Here is a 15579-nt window from a genome sequence, read left to right as displayed (position 1 = left end):
GCACGCACACTGGGACACATGGGCCGGGAGCGGATCGTTGCCGCCGTCTGCGCGGGCGTCCTCGTGTCGGGCGTGGCCGTCGCGGTGGCGGGCAACGGCGACGGCCCGACGCGACCTACGGCCGAGAGCCGGGCGGCCGCCGACGTCGTGACGTCCTCACCCACCCCGTCGTCGTCGCGCCCGCCGGCGCCCCCGCGCCGGGTCGAGAAGACCGACCGCGCCCCTGCCGGGCCGAAGCCGGCCGCGTTGCCCTACCCGATCCCGATGGGGCCGGTGCAGCCGCAGCCGTGCCCGCCGCCCCCGCCGAAGGGCGGGCCCTACCAGCCGAAGCCCCTCGGCGCGCCGGCGGTGCCCGAGGGTGCGTTGTGGGCGCCGCACCCGGTGAAGCCGCGCCACGTCGACCTCGCCGCGGTCTCCGGCAAGGGCATGTGGCTCACCACCTGGGCCGACAGCCACGTCGACGTCGCCCGGGTCGTCGCGCAGGCCAAGGCGGCCGGTCTGCGCAGCCTCTGGGTGCGCACCGGCGGCAGCTACCAGGGCTACTACGGCAACCCGTTGCTCGCGGCGCTGCTGCCGGCCGCGCACGCGGCGGGCATCCGGGTGGTGGCGTGGGACTTCCCGACGTTGTCCGACCCGGTCGCCGACGCCCGGCGGGCCGGGCAGGCCCTCGCGTTCAGCGTCGGCGGCCAGCGGGTCGACGCCTTCGCGCCCGACGTCGAGACGCCCGCGGAGGGGGTCTTCCAGACGCCGCGGCGGATCGCTCTCTACCTGTCGCTGGTGCGGGAGTACGCCGCCAACCGCCCGGTCGTCGCGACGGTCCCGCGACCCACCGACCACAACATGGCCGCCTACCCCTACGCCACCGAGGCGCCGTACGTCGACGCCTTCGCGCCGATGGTCTACTGGTCCTGCAACGAGCCCGGCCTGCTGGCGCGCACCGCCGTCGAGCGGCTGTCCCGGTGGCGGCCGGTCAACGTGGTCGGCCAGTCCTACGACATGGGGCCCGAGGGTGGGCGTCCGGGCCTGCCGTCGGGCGCGGAGATCTGGCGCTACCTCGACGTGACCAAGCGCTACGGCGGCATCGGCGCGAGCCTCTACCTCTACAGCCAGACCGGGCACGCGCAGTGGGCGGCGCTCGCCGCGTTTCCCTGGCGCTAGCCTCCGAGCGTGGTCTTGGAAGGCGATCTGCTCTGGCAGCCGTCCCCCGAGCGGGTGGCCCGGTCGCGGATGACCGTGTTCCTCGACCGGCACGGCTTCGCGTCGTACGACGACTGCTGGCAGTGGTCGATCGCCCAGCCGGGACGGTTCTGGGCGGCGCTCGCGGCGGACTTCGACGTGCGCTGGCACGCCGCGCCCGGCGAGCCGCTGGCCGTGGATTCGATGCCCGGAGCGGTGTGGTTCCCGGGCGGCACCCTCAACTACGCAGAGCACGCGCTGCGCGCGCCGGGCGGGGTGGTGTTCGCGTGCGAGGACGGGCGCGCCGTCGAGCTGACCGCCGACGAGCTGCGTGCCCGGGTGGCGTCGGTCGCCGCCGGGCTGCGCGAGCTGGGGGTCGGTCGCGGCGACCGGGTGGCGGCACTGCTGCCCAACTGCCCCGAGGCGGTCGTCGGGTTCCTCGCGACCGCCAGCATCGGCGCGACCTGGTCGTCGTGCTCCCCGGACTTCGGCGCCACCGGCGTCGCGGACCGGTTCACCCAGATCACGCCCACCGTGCTGCTGACGGTCGACGGCTACCGCTACAACGGCCGTGCAGTCGACGTGCGGGCCACCGTCGAGACGCTGCGCGGGCGGCTCCCCGGCTTGCGGGCGACGGTGCTGCTGCCCTACCTCGACCCTGCGGCCGTGCTCGAGGGTGCGCTCGCCTGGTCGGACCTCGAAGCCGAGACCGCCGAGCTGGTCTTCGAGCCAGTGGCGTTCGACCACCCGCTGTGGATCCTCTACTCCTCCGGCACGACCGGGCTGCCCAAGCCGATCGTGCAGGGGCACGGCGGCATCCTGCTCGAGCACCTGAAGGCGCTCGCCCTGCACAGCGACTTGGGCCCGGACGACCGGTTCTTCTGGTTCACCACGACCGGCTGGATGATGTGGAACTACCTCGTCTCCGGCCTGCTCGTCGGCGCGACGATCGTGCTGTACGACGGCAGCCCCGGCCACCCGGACATGGGCGCGCTCTGGCGGCTGGCCGAGCGGCTCGGCGTCACCTACTTCGGCACCTCCGCCCCCTACATCCAGGCCTGCATGAACGCCGATGTCCGCCCGCGCGACCTCGCCGACCTGTCGGGGGTGCACACGGTCGGGTCGACGGGTGCGCCGCTGCCGCCGGAGGGGTTCGCGTGGGTCCTCGACGCGGTCGGCGACGACCTCCTGGTCGCCTCGGTCTCCGGCGGCACCGACCTCTGCACGGCGATCGTCGGCTCGTGCCCGGTGCTGCCGGTCCACGCCGGTGAGCTGCAGTGCCGGCTGCTCGGGGCGGCGGTCGCGGCCTACGACGCCGCCGGCCGGCCGGTGGTCGACGAGCTCGGCGAGCTGGTCATCACCCGGCCGATGCCGTCGATGCCCGTCCGCTTCTGGGGCGACGACGACGGGTCCCGGCTGCGGGAGGCCTACTTCGCGACCTACCCGGGCGTCTGGCGGCACGGCGACTGGATCCGCATCACCCCGCGGGGCACGTGCGTCATCTACGGCCGGTCCGACTCGACGCTCAACCGGGGCGGCGTACGGATGGGGACCGCGGAGTTCTACCGGGTCGTCGAGGCGCTGCCCGGGGTTGACGACTCGCTCGTGGTCGACGTGGGCGACCGGCTGCTGCTGTTCGTCGTCGGCACGGTGGACGACGACCTGCGCGCGGCCATCCGCGACGCCTGCCGGCGGGAGCTCTCGCCCCGGCACGTGCCCGATGCGATCGAGGCGGTCGCCGCCGTGCCGCGCACCGTCAATGGCAAGAAGTGCGAGGTGCCGGTCAAGCGGATCCTGTCCGGCGTGCCCGTCGATCAGGCCGTCAGCGAGGGGGCGATGGCCAACCCCGAGGCGCTGGCGACGTTCGTCGCGATGGCCGCGTCAGGCCAGGCGCGGTAGCCCGTCGACGTCGACGCCGGCGGTCGCGGTGACCCGCTCCTCGCGGGCTCGCCGCTCGAGCGCGGCCGCCTCGGCGTTGCGGCACATCACGACCCCGGCGCCCGCGGCGAGCGGCGCGAGCAGCCCGGCGGCCAGGCCCTCCCACGTCAGCAGTGGCAGGGTCGTCAGGAGCCGATCGGTCGGCCCGACGGCGTAGGCCGCGGTTGCCGCGACCAGCTCTCGCCCGGTCGCCGCCCGGCCGGCGAGGTCGAGGGCGGGCGCGTCGGGATCGACCGGCGTGTAGGAGGCGAAGCGGTCACCGTGCGCGAGCACCTCGGCGCCGTAGTCGACCACGCCGGCCGGTGTTGCGGTCAGCGGTGCGTTCATCGGGCGCAGCGACAGGCCGAGGACCTCGGGTGCGTCGAGCGCTTCCGGCAACCGCGACTCCTCGGCCGCCGCGACGTCGGCTCCGGCGATCGCGTCGGTGACGACGGCCTCGAGCGCCCACGTGGCCAGGGCCAGCACCGCGGTCTGCCAGTGCAGCGGCAGCAGCAGCGCGACCCGGCTGCCGGCCTCCACGGCCAGGTCGTCGCGCAGCAGGTTGGCGCTCTTCGCCACCCAGTTGTCGGTGGTCGCCGCCGACAGCTCGACCCGCTCACCGGTTGCGTCGTCGTAGAACGTGATCAACGGCCGGGCCGGGTCACGCGCCAGCGTCGCCGCGAGCAGGTGGGCGGGTGCCGCCGGTGCCGTCACGGGGCGCAGGCGGCCGTCGCGGCGGTCTTCGGTGCCGGCGTGACGCCCGTGGGAGCACTGGACGGAGCGGTGCTCGGTGCCGGCCCGCCGGCGAGCGCCTGCACCTGGGTGAAGTCGCCGCCGAGCACGAGCATGATCGCGTCACCGACCGTGTCGTCCTGCTGGAGCACGGCGCCCGTGGCGGCCGCCACCGTCTGCGCGGCCTCCTTGTGGCCGGCGCTGTAGCGGACCGTCGTACGCGCCAGGGCGTGGCTCGTCGCGTTGCCGAACCGGTCGACGTGGAACCCCTCGGCGGCCAGCGCGTCGCCGGTGGAACGGGCCAGGCCGTTGCGCGCGGTGCCGTTGAGGACGACCACGTGGACGTCGCCGGGGGCGACGGTCACCTTCGGCGGGGTGGTCTTGGCCGGCTGGGACGACGTCTCGTCGCGCAGCGAGGCGAAGAGGCCGTCGGCCGCGGTCTGGTCGATGAGCACGACGCTCTGCCCGTCGCGGTAGCCGTTGTCGGTCGTGATCGGGATCGTCACCATCGCGACGTGCGCCGGGTCGAGGTGGCGCAGCCGCAGGGCGAGCGTCTGCATCGCGGAAAAGCCGAAGTTGTCGTCCACCTGCACCGAGGCGGTCAACGCCTGCAGGAAGCCGTTGATCTTGAACGGGTTGGCGAGGGTGCCGGCGCTCAGCACCTTCTTCAGCATCTGCGCGAGGAAGTACTGCTGGTCGGCGATCCGGTCGATGTCGCCGCGCGGCAGGCCCTTGCGGTCACGGACGAAGGCCAGGGCCTGGTCGCCCGTGACCTGGTGGGTACCGGCGGTCAGGAAGTCGCCGCTGTCGTGGTCGTGCCGGGTGGTGCCGATGCAGAGCGTGACGCCGCCCAGCGCGTTGACCATGTTCTTGAAGCCGGCGAAGTCGATCTGCACGTAGTGGTCGACCCGCATGCCGGTCAGCTGCTCGATCATCTCGACCAGCAGCCGCGGCCCGCCGAGCGCGAACGCCGAGTTGAGCTTGCCCATGTGCGCCGGGTGCAGGTGCCCCTGGCCGTCGGTGTAGGCCGGGATCTCGACCCACGAGTCGCGGGGGAACGACACGATCGTCGCGCGCGCCTTGCCCGGTGGGATGTGCGCGAGCATCACGGTGTCGGAGCGCTGCCCCGTGACGTAGTCGGCGCCGGTGCCTTGGTACTGCTGGCCGCCGGCGAAGTTGCGGGTGTCGGAGCCGACGAGCAGGAAGTTCTGCGCGGAGCCGTCGGCGCCGGCGGCTGGCCGGTCCTTGCCGCCGAGCCCGAGGTGCACCGTGCCGAGCCGGCCCTCGTAGTAGTGGAAGAGCCCGTAGCCGACCACGCTGACCACCAGCGTGATGATCGACAGTGCGATCGCGGTCCACGACAGGAAGCGCGCCGCCTTGCGCCCGCGGGTGCGTCCCGGGGGGGTCGGCTGGCGGTGCCGCGGTCCCCGCGGGTCGAGCTCCGGCGGCAGCTGCCGCGGTGAGGGCGACGTCGGGGGCGGCGGGGGCGGAGGGGCGTGCGTCACCGCGCCGCCAGCACTGCTCGCTGCACGTTGCGAGGGTAACCGGGTCTCCGCGGATGCGGTGGCGCCGCGCGGCCGCCACCCGCTCGGTCTGCGAGGATGAGCGCATGCGCCTGCTCGTCACCGGTGGGGCCGGCTTCATCGGGAGCCACTACGTCCGCACGCTTCTGTCCGGCGGATACCCGGGCTACGAGGACGCCCACGTCACGGTCCTCGACAAGCTCACCTACGCCGGCAACCTCGCCAACCTCGCGCCGGTCGCCGAGTCGCCGCGCTACCGGTTCGTGCAGGGCGACATCACCGACGCGTCGCTGCTCGACGAGGTGCTGCCCGGCCACGACGCGGTCGTCAACTTCGCGGCCGAGACCCACGTCGACCGGTCGATCAGCGGCGCCGCCGACTTCGTCCTGACCAACGTGCTCGGCGTCCAGACGCTGTTCGACGCCCTCATGCGCACCGGCGTGCCGCGGATCGTGCACGTCTCCACCGACGAGGTCTACGGCTCGATCGAGGACGGGTCTTTCACCGAGGCCTCGCCCCTGCAGCCCAACTCGCCCTACTCCGCGGCGAAAGCCGGCGGAGACCTGCTCGCCCGTGCCTACTTCGTCACCCACAAGGTCGACGTCTCGATCACCCGGTGCACCAACAACTACGGCCCCTACCAGTACCCCGAGAAGGTCATCCCGCTGTTCGTCACGAACCTCCTCGACGGCAAGAAGGTGCCGCTCTACGGCGACGGCCTCAATATTCGCGACTGGCTCCACGTCGACGACCACTGCCGCGGCATCCAGCTCGTGCTGGCCGGTGGTCGCGCAGGTGAGACCTACAACATCGGCGGGGGCGTCGAGCTGACCAACCGCGAGCTGACCGAGCGGCTGCTCGCGGCGTGCGGTCGCGACTGGGACGAGTTCGTCGACTACGTCGAGGACCGCAAGGGCCACGACCGGCGCTACTCGCTGTCCGACGCCAAGATCCGCGAGGAGCTCGGCTACGCCCCGGGAATGTCGTTCGACCAGGGGCTGGCCGACACCGTCCGGTGGTACCGCGAGCGCGAGGACTGGTGGCGGCCCCTCAAGGAGGGCAACGCGGCGTGACCCGGTGGCTGATCACCGGGTCGAAGGGTCAGCTCGGCACCGACCTCCAGCAGCTGCTGGCCGACGACGACGTCACCGCCGTCGACCTGCCCGAGCTCGACATCACCGACGAGGCCGCGACGCGGTCGTTCGTCGACGGCTGGCTCGCGGGCGGCGGCGACTGCGTCCTGCTCAACGCGGCCGCCTACACCGCGGTCGACGCGGCCGAGGAGCACGAGGACGTCGCGCACGCCGTCAACGCCGTCGCGCCCGGCATCCTCGCCCGGGCCTGCGCCAGCCGCGCCCTGCTCGTGCACGTCTCCACCGACTACGTCTTCGACGGGACCGCGACGACGCCGTACGACGAGGAGACGCCGCCCGACCCGCGATCGGCCTACGGGCGGACGAAGGCGGCCGGCGAGCGCGCCGTGCTCGACGCCGACCCGGGCGCCTACGTGGTGCGCACGGCGTGGGTCTACGGCGCCGGCGGCAACAACTTCGTCAAGACCATGTGCCGGCTCGAGCGGGAGCGCGACTCGATCGACGTCGTCGACGACCAGCGCGGCTCGCCGACCTGGTCGCGGCACCTGGCCCAGGGCCTGCTCGACGTCGCCCGGGTGCGGCCGGCGCCGGGCGTCTACCACTGCACGGGCAGTGGCGACACGACATGGTGCGGCTTCACCAAGGCGATCTTCGAAGAGCTCGGCGCGGATCCCGGCCGGGTGCACCCGACGACGACCGACAAGTTCCCGCGACCGGCGCCGCGACCGGCGTTCAGCGTCCTGTCGGACCGCCGGTGGCGCGAGGCGGGACTGCCGCCGATGCCGCACTGGCGAGACGCCCTCGCCGAGGCGTTCCGCACGGTGGGCGACGCATTTCGCGGAGAAATTCGGCCGATCGGTGACACGGCGCCGTAAATCCATCCGATAGACACGATGAGCCGCCACAGTGAAGGCGGATCCCCTCGCTCACCGTCGGAGTCGCCTCCGTGCGCCGTTTGCTGCCTCGCCGGCCCGTGCTCGTCCTCGCCGCCGTCACCGCCCTGCCGACTGCCGTCGTCGCCCTGCCCGTCCTCACCCCGCCCGCCGCGCACCCGAAGCCGGTCGCGCCCGCGGTGCACAACCTGGACGCGGCGCAGGCTTCCGCCGGGGTGACCGGCCGGCACTTCGACCTGGTCGGTGCGCACTGGCGGCGTGATGCGCTCCCCGCCGGCGCGAAGTTGCAGGTGCAGGTGCACCAGGACGGCCGGTGGTCGGGTTGGAACGACCTGCCCGGCGCCGACGGCGGTCCCGACGGCGGCAGCGCCGACGCGGTCCGGGCGGCCCACCACAACGGCGACACCGTCAACGCCGAGCCGCTGTGGGTGGGCAACGCCGACGGCGTACGCACGCGCGTGGTCAACGCCGCAGGTGGCCCGGTCGCGACGCCCGCCGACACCCATGTCGTGCTCGTCGACGGCGGCTCCAGCGCCGCCGATGCCTCCGTGGTGCGTGGCGACCCTGCGGCGTCGGCCTACGCCCAGGAGGCCCAGCCGGTGATCCACACCCGCGCGCAGTGGGGTGCCGACGAGTCGTTGCGCACCAACGCCTGCCCGCAGGGTCCCGACTACGCCTCGACGGTGCGCGTCGGATTCGTGCACCACACGGACACGAGCAACAGCTACGCGCCGTCGGACGTGCCGGCGATCATCCGGTCGATCTACGCCTACCACGTGCAGTCCAACGGCTGGTGCGACATCGGCTACAACTTCCTCGTCGACCAGTTCGGCAACATCTGGGAGGGCCGCTACGGCGGCATCACCAAGGCCGTGATCGGGGCCCACACCGGCGGCTTCAACACCGAGAGCTTCGGTGTCGCCATGATCGGCACCTTCCAGTCGACGACGCCGCCGGCTGCGATGACCGACGCGGTCGCCCGGCTGATGGCCTGGCGGCTCGGTCTGGCCAACCGCGACCCCGCCGGTCGTGGCGTGCTCACCGCCGGCTCGTTCAGCGAGTCGCACTGCGTGGTCAACGGCAGCAACGTCTCGCCCTGCCCGGTCGGCACCCGGGTGACGTTCAACGCGATCTCCGGCCATCGCGACGCGGACCTGACGAGCTGCCCCGGGGACGCGGGCTACGCGACGTTGCCGGGTCTGCGCACCAAGGCGCGGCAGTACCTCGGCCTCGGCATGGTCGATCCAGGGCTCAGCGGCGGCTCCCCGGTCTACGGCGACGGCGGTTCGGTCAGCATCGTGGCCGGCCTGCTCGGCGGCCCCGCCGCCTGGACGCTACGGGTGACCGACCGGGCCACCGGGTTGCCCGTGCAGGTCGACACCGGCACCGCGAGCACGGTCGTGCGCGCCACCTGGGACCGACGCACGATCGGCGGGCTGCTGGCCCTGCCCGGCACCTACGACCTGCGGGTCGACGTGGCCAGCGCCACCGACACCGCTGTCCCCGTCCTCGCGTCGGTCACCGTCAAGCCGCCGGTGGGCACGACCTTCATCCGTGGCGGCAGCGCCGTGGCCAAGTGGGCCGAGGGAGCCAGCAGCACCGGCGGCGCGGCCGGCACCTCGCTGTCGTTCGGCTCGACGTTGGGCGTGCCGCTCGCCGGTGACTGGGACGGCGCCGGCGTCGACACGCCGGCGATGGTGCAGGCGTCCGGCACCAGCTGGGTGTGGCACATCGCGGACCGCAGCGGCACCGAGGTGACGAGCTTCACCGCGGGCTCGACGTCGTGCGTGCCGGTCGCCGGTGACTGGGACGGCGACGGCCGCACCACCGCCGGCGTCGCCTGCCCGGCCGCCGACGGATGGCACTGGCAGCTCTGGAACTCCGCCGACGGCAGCGGTACCCCCGTCACCGTCACCTACGGCGACCCGGCCGGCTACCCGGTCACCGGCGACTGGGACGGCGACCACCACACCGGGCTCGGCACCGTCGCCGCGCAGAGCGACGGGCTGCACTGGCACCTGACCGACTCGTCGACGCCGGGGTCCGGCGGCGCCGCGCCGACGACGGCGTACGACGTGGTCTACGGCGCGCCGACCGCGATCCCCGTCACCGGCGACTGGAACGGCGACGGCAAGACCGGCATCGGCGTGGCGACGCCCACGAACAACGGCCTGCAGTGGTCGCTCAGCGACCAGGTCGTGTCGGCGACCCCGAGCGGTGGCTTCGTGTTCGGCGGCCTCACCGACGTGCCGGTCCCCGGACGTTGGACCGGCGGAGCGACGAAGGTCGGCGCCGTGACGCTCGGTGCGACGACGGTCATCCCGCCGCCGCGGCCGATCACCGACGCGTGCCCGTCCGGGACGATCCGACCCGACTCCTTCCAGGACATCCCGTCCACCGACGTGCACGCCGCGGCGATCGCCTGCGTCGTGCAGTGGAAGGTCGCCAACGGCGTGACCTCGACCAGCTACCAGCCGGGCGCCCTCGTGACGCGGGAGCAGATGGCGGCGTTCATCGCCCGGCTGGTGCGGGCCTCCGGCGGCACCCTGCCGACCCCGACCAAGGACTACTTCGGCGACGACAACACGTCGCCGTTCAAGGACGACATCAACGCGCTGGCCGCGGCCGGGATCGTCAACGGGACCGGAACGGCGACGTTCAGCCCCACCACGAAGGTGCTCCGCTCGCAGATGGCGGCGTTCCTGGTGCGGGCCTACGACTACCGCGCGCAGCAGGCCGGCCTGCCGGCGCTCGCCGCCGGCCCCGACGTCTTCCAGGACGACAACGGCGACGCGCTCGAGTCCGCGATCAACACGGCGGCGGCAGCCGGGTTCACCGGCGGCTACCCCGACGGCACCTACCGGCCCAACGCCGGCGTGCAGCGCGACGAGATGGCGTCGTTCCTCGCCCGGGTGCTGGCGCTGGCGGTCGATCAGAAGCTCGCGACGGTCCCGAGCTAGGGACTGCTTCCCGCGTGCTGGGTGAGTTCGCTGCGCGACGGGGGGCAGCAGGGCCACCCAGTTCGCGAGAACTCCTTCAGGGCGCGAGTGCCTGCTCGTAGGCCGCGAGGGTCGCGTCGGCGCAGCGGGTCCACGTGAACGTCCGCGCGTGGGCCCGTCGGGCCTGCGCGGTGGTCGGGCCGCCGTCGGACAGCGTCGCCGTCAGCGCGTGCGCGAGCGCCTCGGCGTCGAGCGGGGCGTGGTAGCGCGCGTGCTCGCCGCACACCTCGCGCAACGCCGGCACGTCGCCGACGACCGCGGGGAGCCCCGCCGCGAAGGCCTCCAGCGGGGGCAGCCCGAAGCCCTCGTAGAGGGAGGGGAGGACCAGGCACGAGGCGCCGGCGACCACGCCCGGCAGGTCCGCCGCCTCGACGTAACCCGTGAAGTGCACCCGGCCCTCGGGCAGCGTCGCCGCGTCGATCTGGTCGCCCCAGCCCGGTGCCCCGACCACGACGAGCGGCGGCACGTCGGCGGTGGCGAGGGGGCCGGCGTAGGCCGCCAGCAAGGTCCGAAGGTTCTTGCGCGGTTCGAGCGTGCCGACGAACAGCACGTAGCTGCGCGGCAGGCCACGTGCGGCGAACCACGCGCCGTCGGGGGTCTCGGCGGCGAACCACGAGCCGTCGACGCCGAGCAGCGTGGGGTGCACGCGAGCGGGGTCGAGTGCCGGGTAGGCGTCGAGCAGTTCCGTGCGCACGGCGGCGGTGTCGGTGCAGACGGCAGCGGCGCGGCGCAGGGCGACCGGCACGAGCGCCCGGTAGCGCAGGGACTCGGCGTTGACCCACTCCGGGCGGTGCAGGTAGGTCAGGTCGTGAACCGTCACGACCCCGGCGGCTCGCCGGGCGGGCGGCAGCACGTAGTTGGTGCCGTGGAACAGGTCGACCGGACCCGACAGCCACTCCACCGGCGGGAACGGTCCGCGCGCCCACAGCTCGCGCAGCAGCCTCGCGGGCGCCCGCCGGCCGCCGGCCCGGACGTGCGGCGACGCGGGCACCAGCCCGTCGAGGTCGCCGCCGTGCCACGTGAACGGCGTCAGCTGCAGGTCCGGCGGCGTGGACCGGTCGAGCAGCCCGGCGACGAGACCCGACACGTAGCGGCCCACCCCGGTGGGCCGGCCGAGCAGCGGAGTGGCGTCGAGGCCGACCCGCACAGCGTGCACCTCCCAGCGCTGACTGATCCCTAGACTGACCGGCGTGAACGGGACGGCCACGTGACCGCGCTCGCCGAGATCGTCACCTCGCGCGAGCTACTGGCCAACCTCACCCTGCGGGAACTCCGCAGCAAGTACAAGCGGTCGGCACTCGGCTGGGCGTGGTCGCTGGTCAACCCCTTGGTCACGATGGCGGTCTTCACCGTCGTCTTCAGTGTCTTCCTGAAGGCCAAGCCCGACGCGGGCAACCCCAGCGGGCTCGACATCTTCGCGCTGTGGCTGCTCACCGGGCTGCTGCCGTGGAACTTCCTCGCCAACAGCCTCACCGGCGGCATGAGCTCGCTCGTCGGCAACGCCAACCTCATCAAGAAGGTCTACTTCCCACGCGAGCTGCTCGTCGGCTCGGCGGTCGGCGCGTGGCTCGTCACCTTCATGATCGAGATGGGCGTGCTGGCCTGCGTGCTGCTCGCCTTCGGCAACATGGTGCTGCCCTGGATCCCGCTGGTCCTCGTCGTCGCTTCGCTGCAGACGGTCTTCGTGCTCGGCCTCGCGCTCGGCTTCGCGGTGATGAACGTCTACTTCCGCGACGTCGAGCACTTCCTCGCGATCGGGCTCCAGGTGTGGTTCTACGCCACGCCCGTCGTCTACCCGATGAAGTACGTGCACAGCCTGGCGAAGTACCACGCGCTCGGCGTCAGCGCGCTCGACCTCTACCGGGCCAACCCGATGACGCAGTTCGCGATCGCCTACCGCAACATCTTCTACGACCTGCGGTTCCCGTCGGCCGAGACCTGGGGCTACCTGGTCGGCTGGACGGCGTTCGCGATCCTCGCCGGCTGGGCGCTGTTCAGCGCTCGCGAGGGCGGCCTGGCGGAGGAGCTGTGAGCCTTCCCCCGAGCACCGAGCCCGCGGTCGTGGTCGACGGGGTCTCCAAGCGGTTCCGCCTCTACCACGAGCGCAACCAGTCGCTGAAGGTCGCGATCATGCGCCGCGGCCGGGCGAAGTACGACGAGTTCTGGGCCCTGCGCGACGTGTCGTTCGAGATCCCGGTCGGGACGACGTTCGGCCTGATCGGCGAGAACGGCTCGGGTAAGTCGACGCTGCTCAAGTGCATCGCGCGGATCCTGCGGCCCGAGCACGGCAAGATCACCACCAACGGCAAGGTCGCCGCGCTGCTGGAGCTCGGGTCGGGCTTCCACCCGGAGCTGTCCGGCCGGGAGAACGTCTATCTCAACGGCTCGATCCTCGGCCTGTCCCGCAAGGAGATCGAGGCGAAGTTCGACGAGATCGTGGCCTTCGCGGGGCTCGAGAGGTTCATCGACTCGCCGGTGAAGAACTACTCCTCGGGCATGTACGTGCGGCTCGGGTTCTCGGTCGCCATCAACGTCGACCCCGACATCCTGCTCGTCGACGAGGTGCTCGCCGTCGGCGACGAGGCGTTCCAGCGCAAGTGCGCGGAGAAGTTCTCCGACTTCCGCCGCAGCGGCAAGACGATCGTGCTCGTGAGCCACGCGATGGGCCAGCTGCGCAACCTGTGCGACCAGGTGGTGTGGCTCGACGAGGGGCAGGTCCGCGAGGTCGGGGCGCCGGGCAACGTCGTCGACGACTACGTCGGCGAGTCGCACCACGCCCGCGACCAGGTCGCGGCCGGTGACGGACCGGCCGACCCGACGCAGCACACCGGCTCGCGGTGGGGCTCCGGTGAGGCGCGCATCGACCGGCTCGAGCTGCTCGGCCCCGACGGCGGGGTGACCACGTCGGTACGCACCGGCGACCCGGTCACCGTCCGGCTGCACTACACGACGAACGAGCCGATCGAGAAGCCCGTCTTCGGGATGGCCCTGCACTCGGTCGAGGGGGTCGAGCTCACCGGCCCCAACACTCGGGACGCGGGGCTGGTGCCCGAGAAGATCGACGGCACGGGCGTCGTAGAGCTGCGCATCGACCGGCTGCTGTTGCTCCCCGGCACCTACGACCTGTCGGGTTCGGTCTACGACTTCACCTGCCAGCACCCCTACGACCACCGGCACCGGGCGCTGCGCTTCGACGTCGAGCTGGGCGACCCGCGCGAGGAGCACGGGTTCCTGTCGCTCGGCGGCTCGTGGTCGGCCGACTGGTCGACCGGGCCCGCCGGGGCATGAGCCGCATCGTCGTCGCGACCGGCGACGTGATCGGCGCGCGCATGGCCGGCCCGGCGATCCGCGCCTGGGCGATCGCCGACGCGCTGGCCGCCGACCACGACGTGCAGCTCGTCTCGCACGTCGGTGCCGACGCGTCCTCGCCACGGTTCGCGGTTCGGTGCGTCGGGGAGCCGGAGCTGCGCGAGCTCGAGCAGTGGATGGACGTGCTCGTCATGCAGGGCTCGCTGCTGCACGAGTACCCCTTCCTCCGAGAGACCGGCAAGGTCGTCGTCGCCGACGTCTACGACCCGTTCCACCTCGAGCTGCTCGAGCAGGCCCGCGACGAGGGGGAGGAGCGGCGGCGCGACATCGTGCACAACGCGGTCGTCGTGCTCAACGACCAGCTGCGCAGGGGCGACTTCTTCCTCTGCGCCAGCGACAAGCAACGCGACTTCTGGCTCGGTGCGCTCGCCGCGCTCGGTCGGGTCAACTCCGCGTCGTACGACGCCGACGAGACCCTCCGGTCGTTGCTGGCCGTCGCACCGTTCGGCCTGCCCGACGAGCCGCCGGTACGGCGTCGCCACGGCATCCGCGGCGCCCTGCCCGGCATCGGCGACACCGAGAAGGTGCTCCTGTGGGGCGGCGGCATCTACAACTGGTTCGACCCGCTCACGCTGGTCCGCGCGGTCGACCGGCTGCGCGGCGACGTGCGGCTCGTCTTCCTCGGCGGCGCCCACCCGAACCCACGCGTCCCCGAGATGCGGATGGCCGTGGCCGCGCGCGAGCTCGCCGGCTCCCTCGGCGTGCTCGGCTCGCACGTCGTCTTCAACGACGGCTGGGTGCCGTACGACGAGCGCGCCGACTGGCTGCTCGACGCCGACGCGGGCGTGTCGACGCACCTCGACCATGTCGAGACGGCGTTCTCCTTTCGCACCCGGCTGCTCGACTACCTGTGGGCCGGGCTGCCGATCGTGTGCACGGCCGGCGACTCGCTGGCCGCGCTCGTCGAGCAGGAAGGGCTGGGCCTCACGGTGCCGGCGGGCGACATCGACGCCCTGGCCGCCGCGCTCGACCGCGTCCTGCACGACGCGGAGCTCGCCGCGTCGTGCCGGGCAGCGGTCGCCCGGGTCGCCCAGCGGTTCCACTGGGGTCAGGTGCTCGCGCCGCTGGTCGACTTCTGCCGCGATCCGCATCGCGCGCCGGACCTGCTCGACGCCGACCTCGTCGGGAGGCTCACCCCGCCGTTGTCGGTCATCGGCCACCCGCCGACGGGGCTGCGCGCCAACGTCGCGCTGGCCCGCGACTACCTGCGTCAGGGTGGCCCGCGGCTGGTCGCGAAGAAGGCCTGGGGTCGGCTGACCAAGTAGGACGAGTCATACGATCCGCCCGTGAGCAACCGGATCGGCGCCGCCCGGGGGTGGTTCGCCGACTTCTACGCCAGGGCGGCGCTCAAGCGACTCGGCCGGGAGACGCAGCAGCCGCGGGTCTACGCGCACAGCAAGCCCTACGCCGTCGCCGTCGGGCTGTTCGAGATGGTGAGTGGCCGGGCGAGAGCGGCGGACCCGAAGCTCAAGCAGCTCGCCGTGCTCAAGACGGCGACGCTCGCCGGCTGCCCGTTTTGAATGGACATCAACTCTGCCGTGAGCAGGGTGAAGGGCATCACCGAGCAGCAGATCCACGACCTGCCGCGCTACCGCGACAGTGATGCGTTCAGCGACGACGAGCGGCTCGTGCTCGACCTCGCGGTGGGCATGACCCGCACCCCCGCCGACGTGCCCGAGGAGACGATCGCCGCGCTCCGGCAGCGGATGACCGAGCCGCAGATCGTCGAGATCGTCAGCGCGGTCGCGTGGGAGAACTACCGGTCGCGGTGGAACATCGCGCTGGGCATGCCCGCTGCCGGCTTCTCCGAGGGCGCCTACTGCGCCGTGCCGGAACGCCCGTAGCGCGGCGCTCCCCGTAGGCTCCTCGCTCGTGG

The 15579-nt window shown here is 72.8% G+C and carries 13 protein-coding genes; 10 read left to right on the top strand and 3 right to left on the bottom strand.

From position 1 onward, the window contains the following. Positions 1-18 precede the first annotated feature (18 nt). Complete coding sequence (locus tag VFJ21_06750; GenBank protein HET7406822.1) at positions 19-1158, top strand: hypothetical protein; 1140 nt, start codon at positions 19-21, stop codon at positions 1156-1158. A gap of 9 nt (positions 1159-1167) precedes the next feature. Next, the gene (locus VFJ21_06745) at positions 1168-3075 is read left to right on the top strand and encodes an acetoacetate--CoA ligase (protein HET7406821.1); all 1908 of its coding nucleotides are present in this window, start codon (positions 1168-1170) and stop codon (positions 3073-3075) included. On the opposite strand, the gene VFJ21_06740 is transcribed toward VFJ21_06745, so the two are convergent. Together VFJ21_06740 and VFJ21_06735 are read right to left on the bottom strand one after the other, a co-directional pair. Then, entirely contained in the window at positions 3058-3807 is a 750-nt protein-coding gene (locus VFJ21_06740) for a TIGR03089 family protein (protein HET7406820.1), read from the bottom strand. The two genes, VFJ21_06745 and VFJ21_06740, sit on opposite strands and share 18 nt — an antisense overlap. Further along, a complete protein-coding gene (locus tag VFJ21_06735) occupies positions 3804-5330 on the bottom strand; it encodes an LCP family protein (protein HET7406819.1) in 1527 nt (508 codons plus the stop codon). Before VFJ21_06735 ends, VFJ21_06740 begins: the two co-directional genes overlap by 4 nt. A 104-nt stretch (positions 5331-5434) precedes the next feature. Here VFJ21_06735 and rfbB point away from each other — a divergent pair, with 104 nt between their 5' ends. The 3 genes from rfbB (at position 5435) to VFJ21_06720 (ending at position 10295) form a co-directional block, all read left to right on the top strand. After that, positions 5435-6421: a dTDP-glucose 4,6-dehydratase gene (rfbB, locus tag VFJ21_06730; protein ID HET7406818.1), complete on the top strand. Its 987-nt coding sequence runs from the start codon at positions 5435-5437 to the stop codon at positions 6419-6421. Further along, entirely contained in the window at positions 6418-7317 is a 900-nt protein-coding gene (gene rfbD, locus VFJ21_06725) for a dTDP-4-dehydrorhamnose reductase (GenBank protein HET7406817.1), read from the top strand. Before rfbB ends, rfbD begins: the two co-directional genes overlap by 4 nt. A 71-nt stretch (positions 7318-7388) precedes the next feature. Then, positions 7389-10295, top strand: coding sequence for an S-layer homology domain-containing protein (locus VFJ21_06720; GenBank protein ID HET7406816.1), 2907 nt, complete (start codon positions 7389-7391; stop codon positions 10293-10295). Positions 10296-10371: 76 nt separating this feature from the next. On the opposite strand, the gene VFJ21_06715 is transcribed toward VFJ21_06720, so the two are convergent. Then, complete coding sequence (locus tag VFJ21_06715; protein HET7406815.1) at positions 10372-11481, bottom strand: glycosyltransferase family 1 protein; 1110 nt, start codon at positions 11479-11481, stop codon at positions 10372-10374. 60 nt (positions 11482-11541) lie between these two features. On the opposite strand from VFJ21_06715, the gene VFJ21_06710 reads away from it, so the two are divergent. From VFJ21_06710 to VFJ21_06690, 5 genes are read left to right on the top strand one after another with little or no spacing between them, the layout of a single operon-like run. Further along, complete coding sequence (locus VFJ21_06710; GenBank protein ID HET7406814.1) at positions 11542-12366, top strand: ABC transporter permease; 825 nt, start codon at positions 11542-11544, stop codon at positions 12364-12366. Further along, complete coding sequence (locus VFJ21_06705; GenBank protein HET7406813.1) at positions 12363-13622, top strand: ABC transporter ATP-binding protein; 1260 nt, start codon at positions 12363-12365, stop codon at positions 13620-13622. Before VFJ21_06710 ends, VFJ21_06705 begins: the two co-directional genes overlap by 4 nt. Beyond that, positions 13619-14968, top strand: a complete 1350-nt coding sequence (locus VFJ21_06700; GenBank protein HET7406812.1) for a glycosyltransferase — start codon at positions 13619-13621, stop codon at positions 14966-14968. Before VFJ21_06705 ends, VFJ21_06700 begins: the two co-directional genes overlap by 4 nt. Before the next feature lie 21 nt (positions 14969-14989). Next, positions 14990-15223 (top strand): hypothetical protein, encoded by a 234-nt coding sequence (locus VFJ21_06695; GenBank protein ID HET7406811.1) that lies wholly within the window; start codon positions 14990-14992, stop codon positions 15221-15223. An 18-nt stretch (positions 15224-15241) separates the two neighbouring features. Beyond that, complete coding sequence (locus VFJ21_06690) at positions 15242-15547, top strand: hypothetical protein (GenBank protein HET7406810.1); 306 nt, start codon at positions 15242-15244, stop codon at positions 15545-15547. The last annotated feature ends 32 nt before the right edge of the window (positions 15548-15579 follow it).

It is taken from the genome of Mycobacteriales bacterium, assembly GCA_035690485.1.
GTDB lineage: Bacteria > Actinomycetota > Actinomycetes > JAFAQI01 > DASSKL01 > DASSKL01.
The sequence above is the reverse complement of the archived record's forward strand: the minus strand, read 5'-3'. Positions and strand labels throughout refer to the sequence as shown.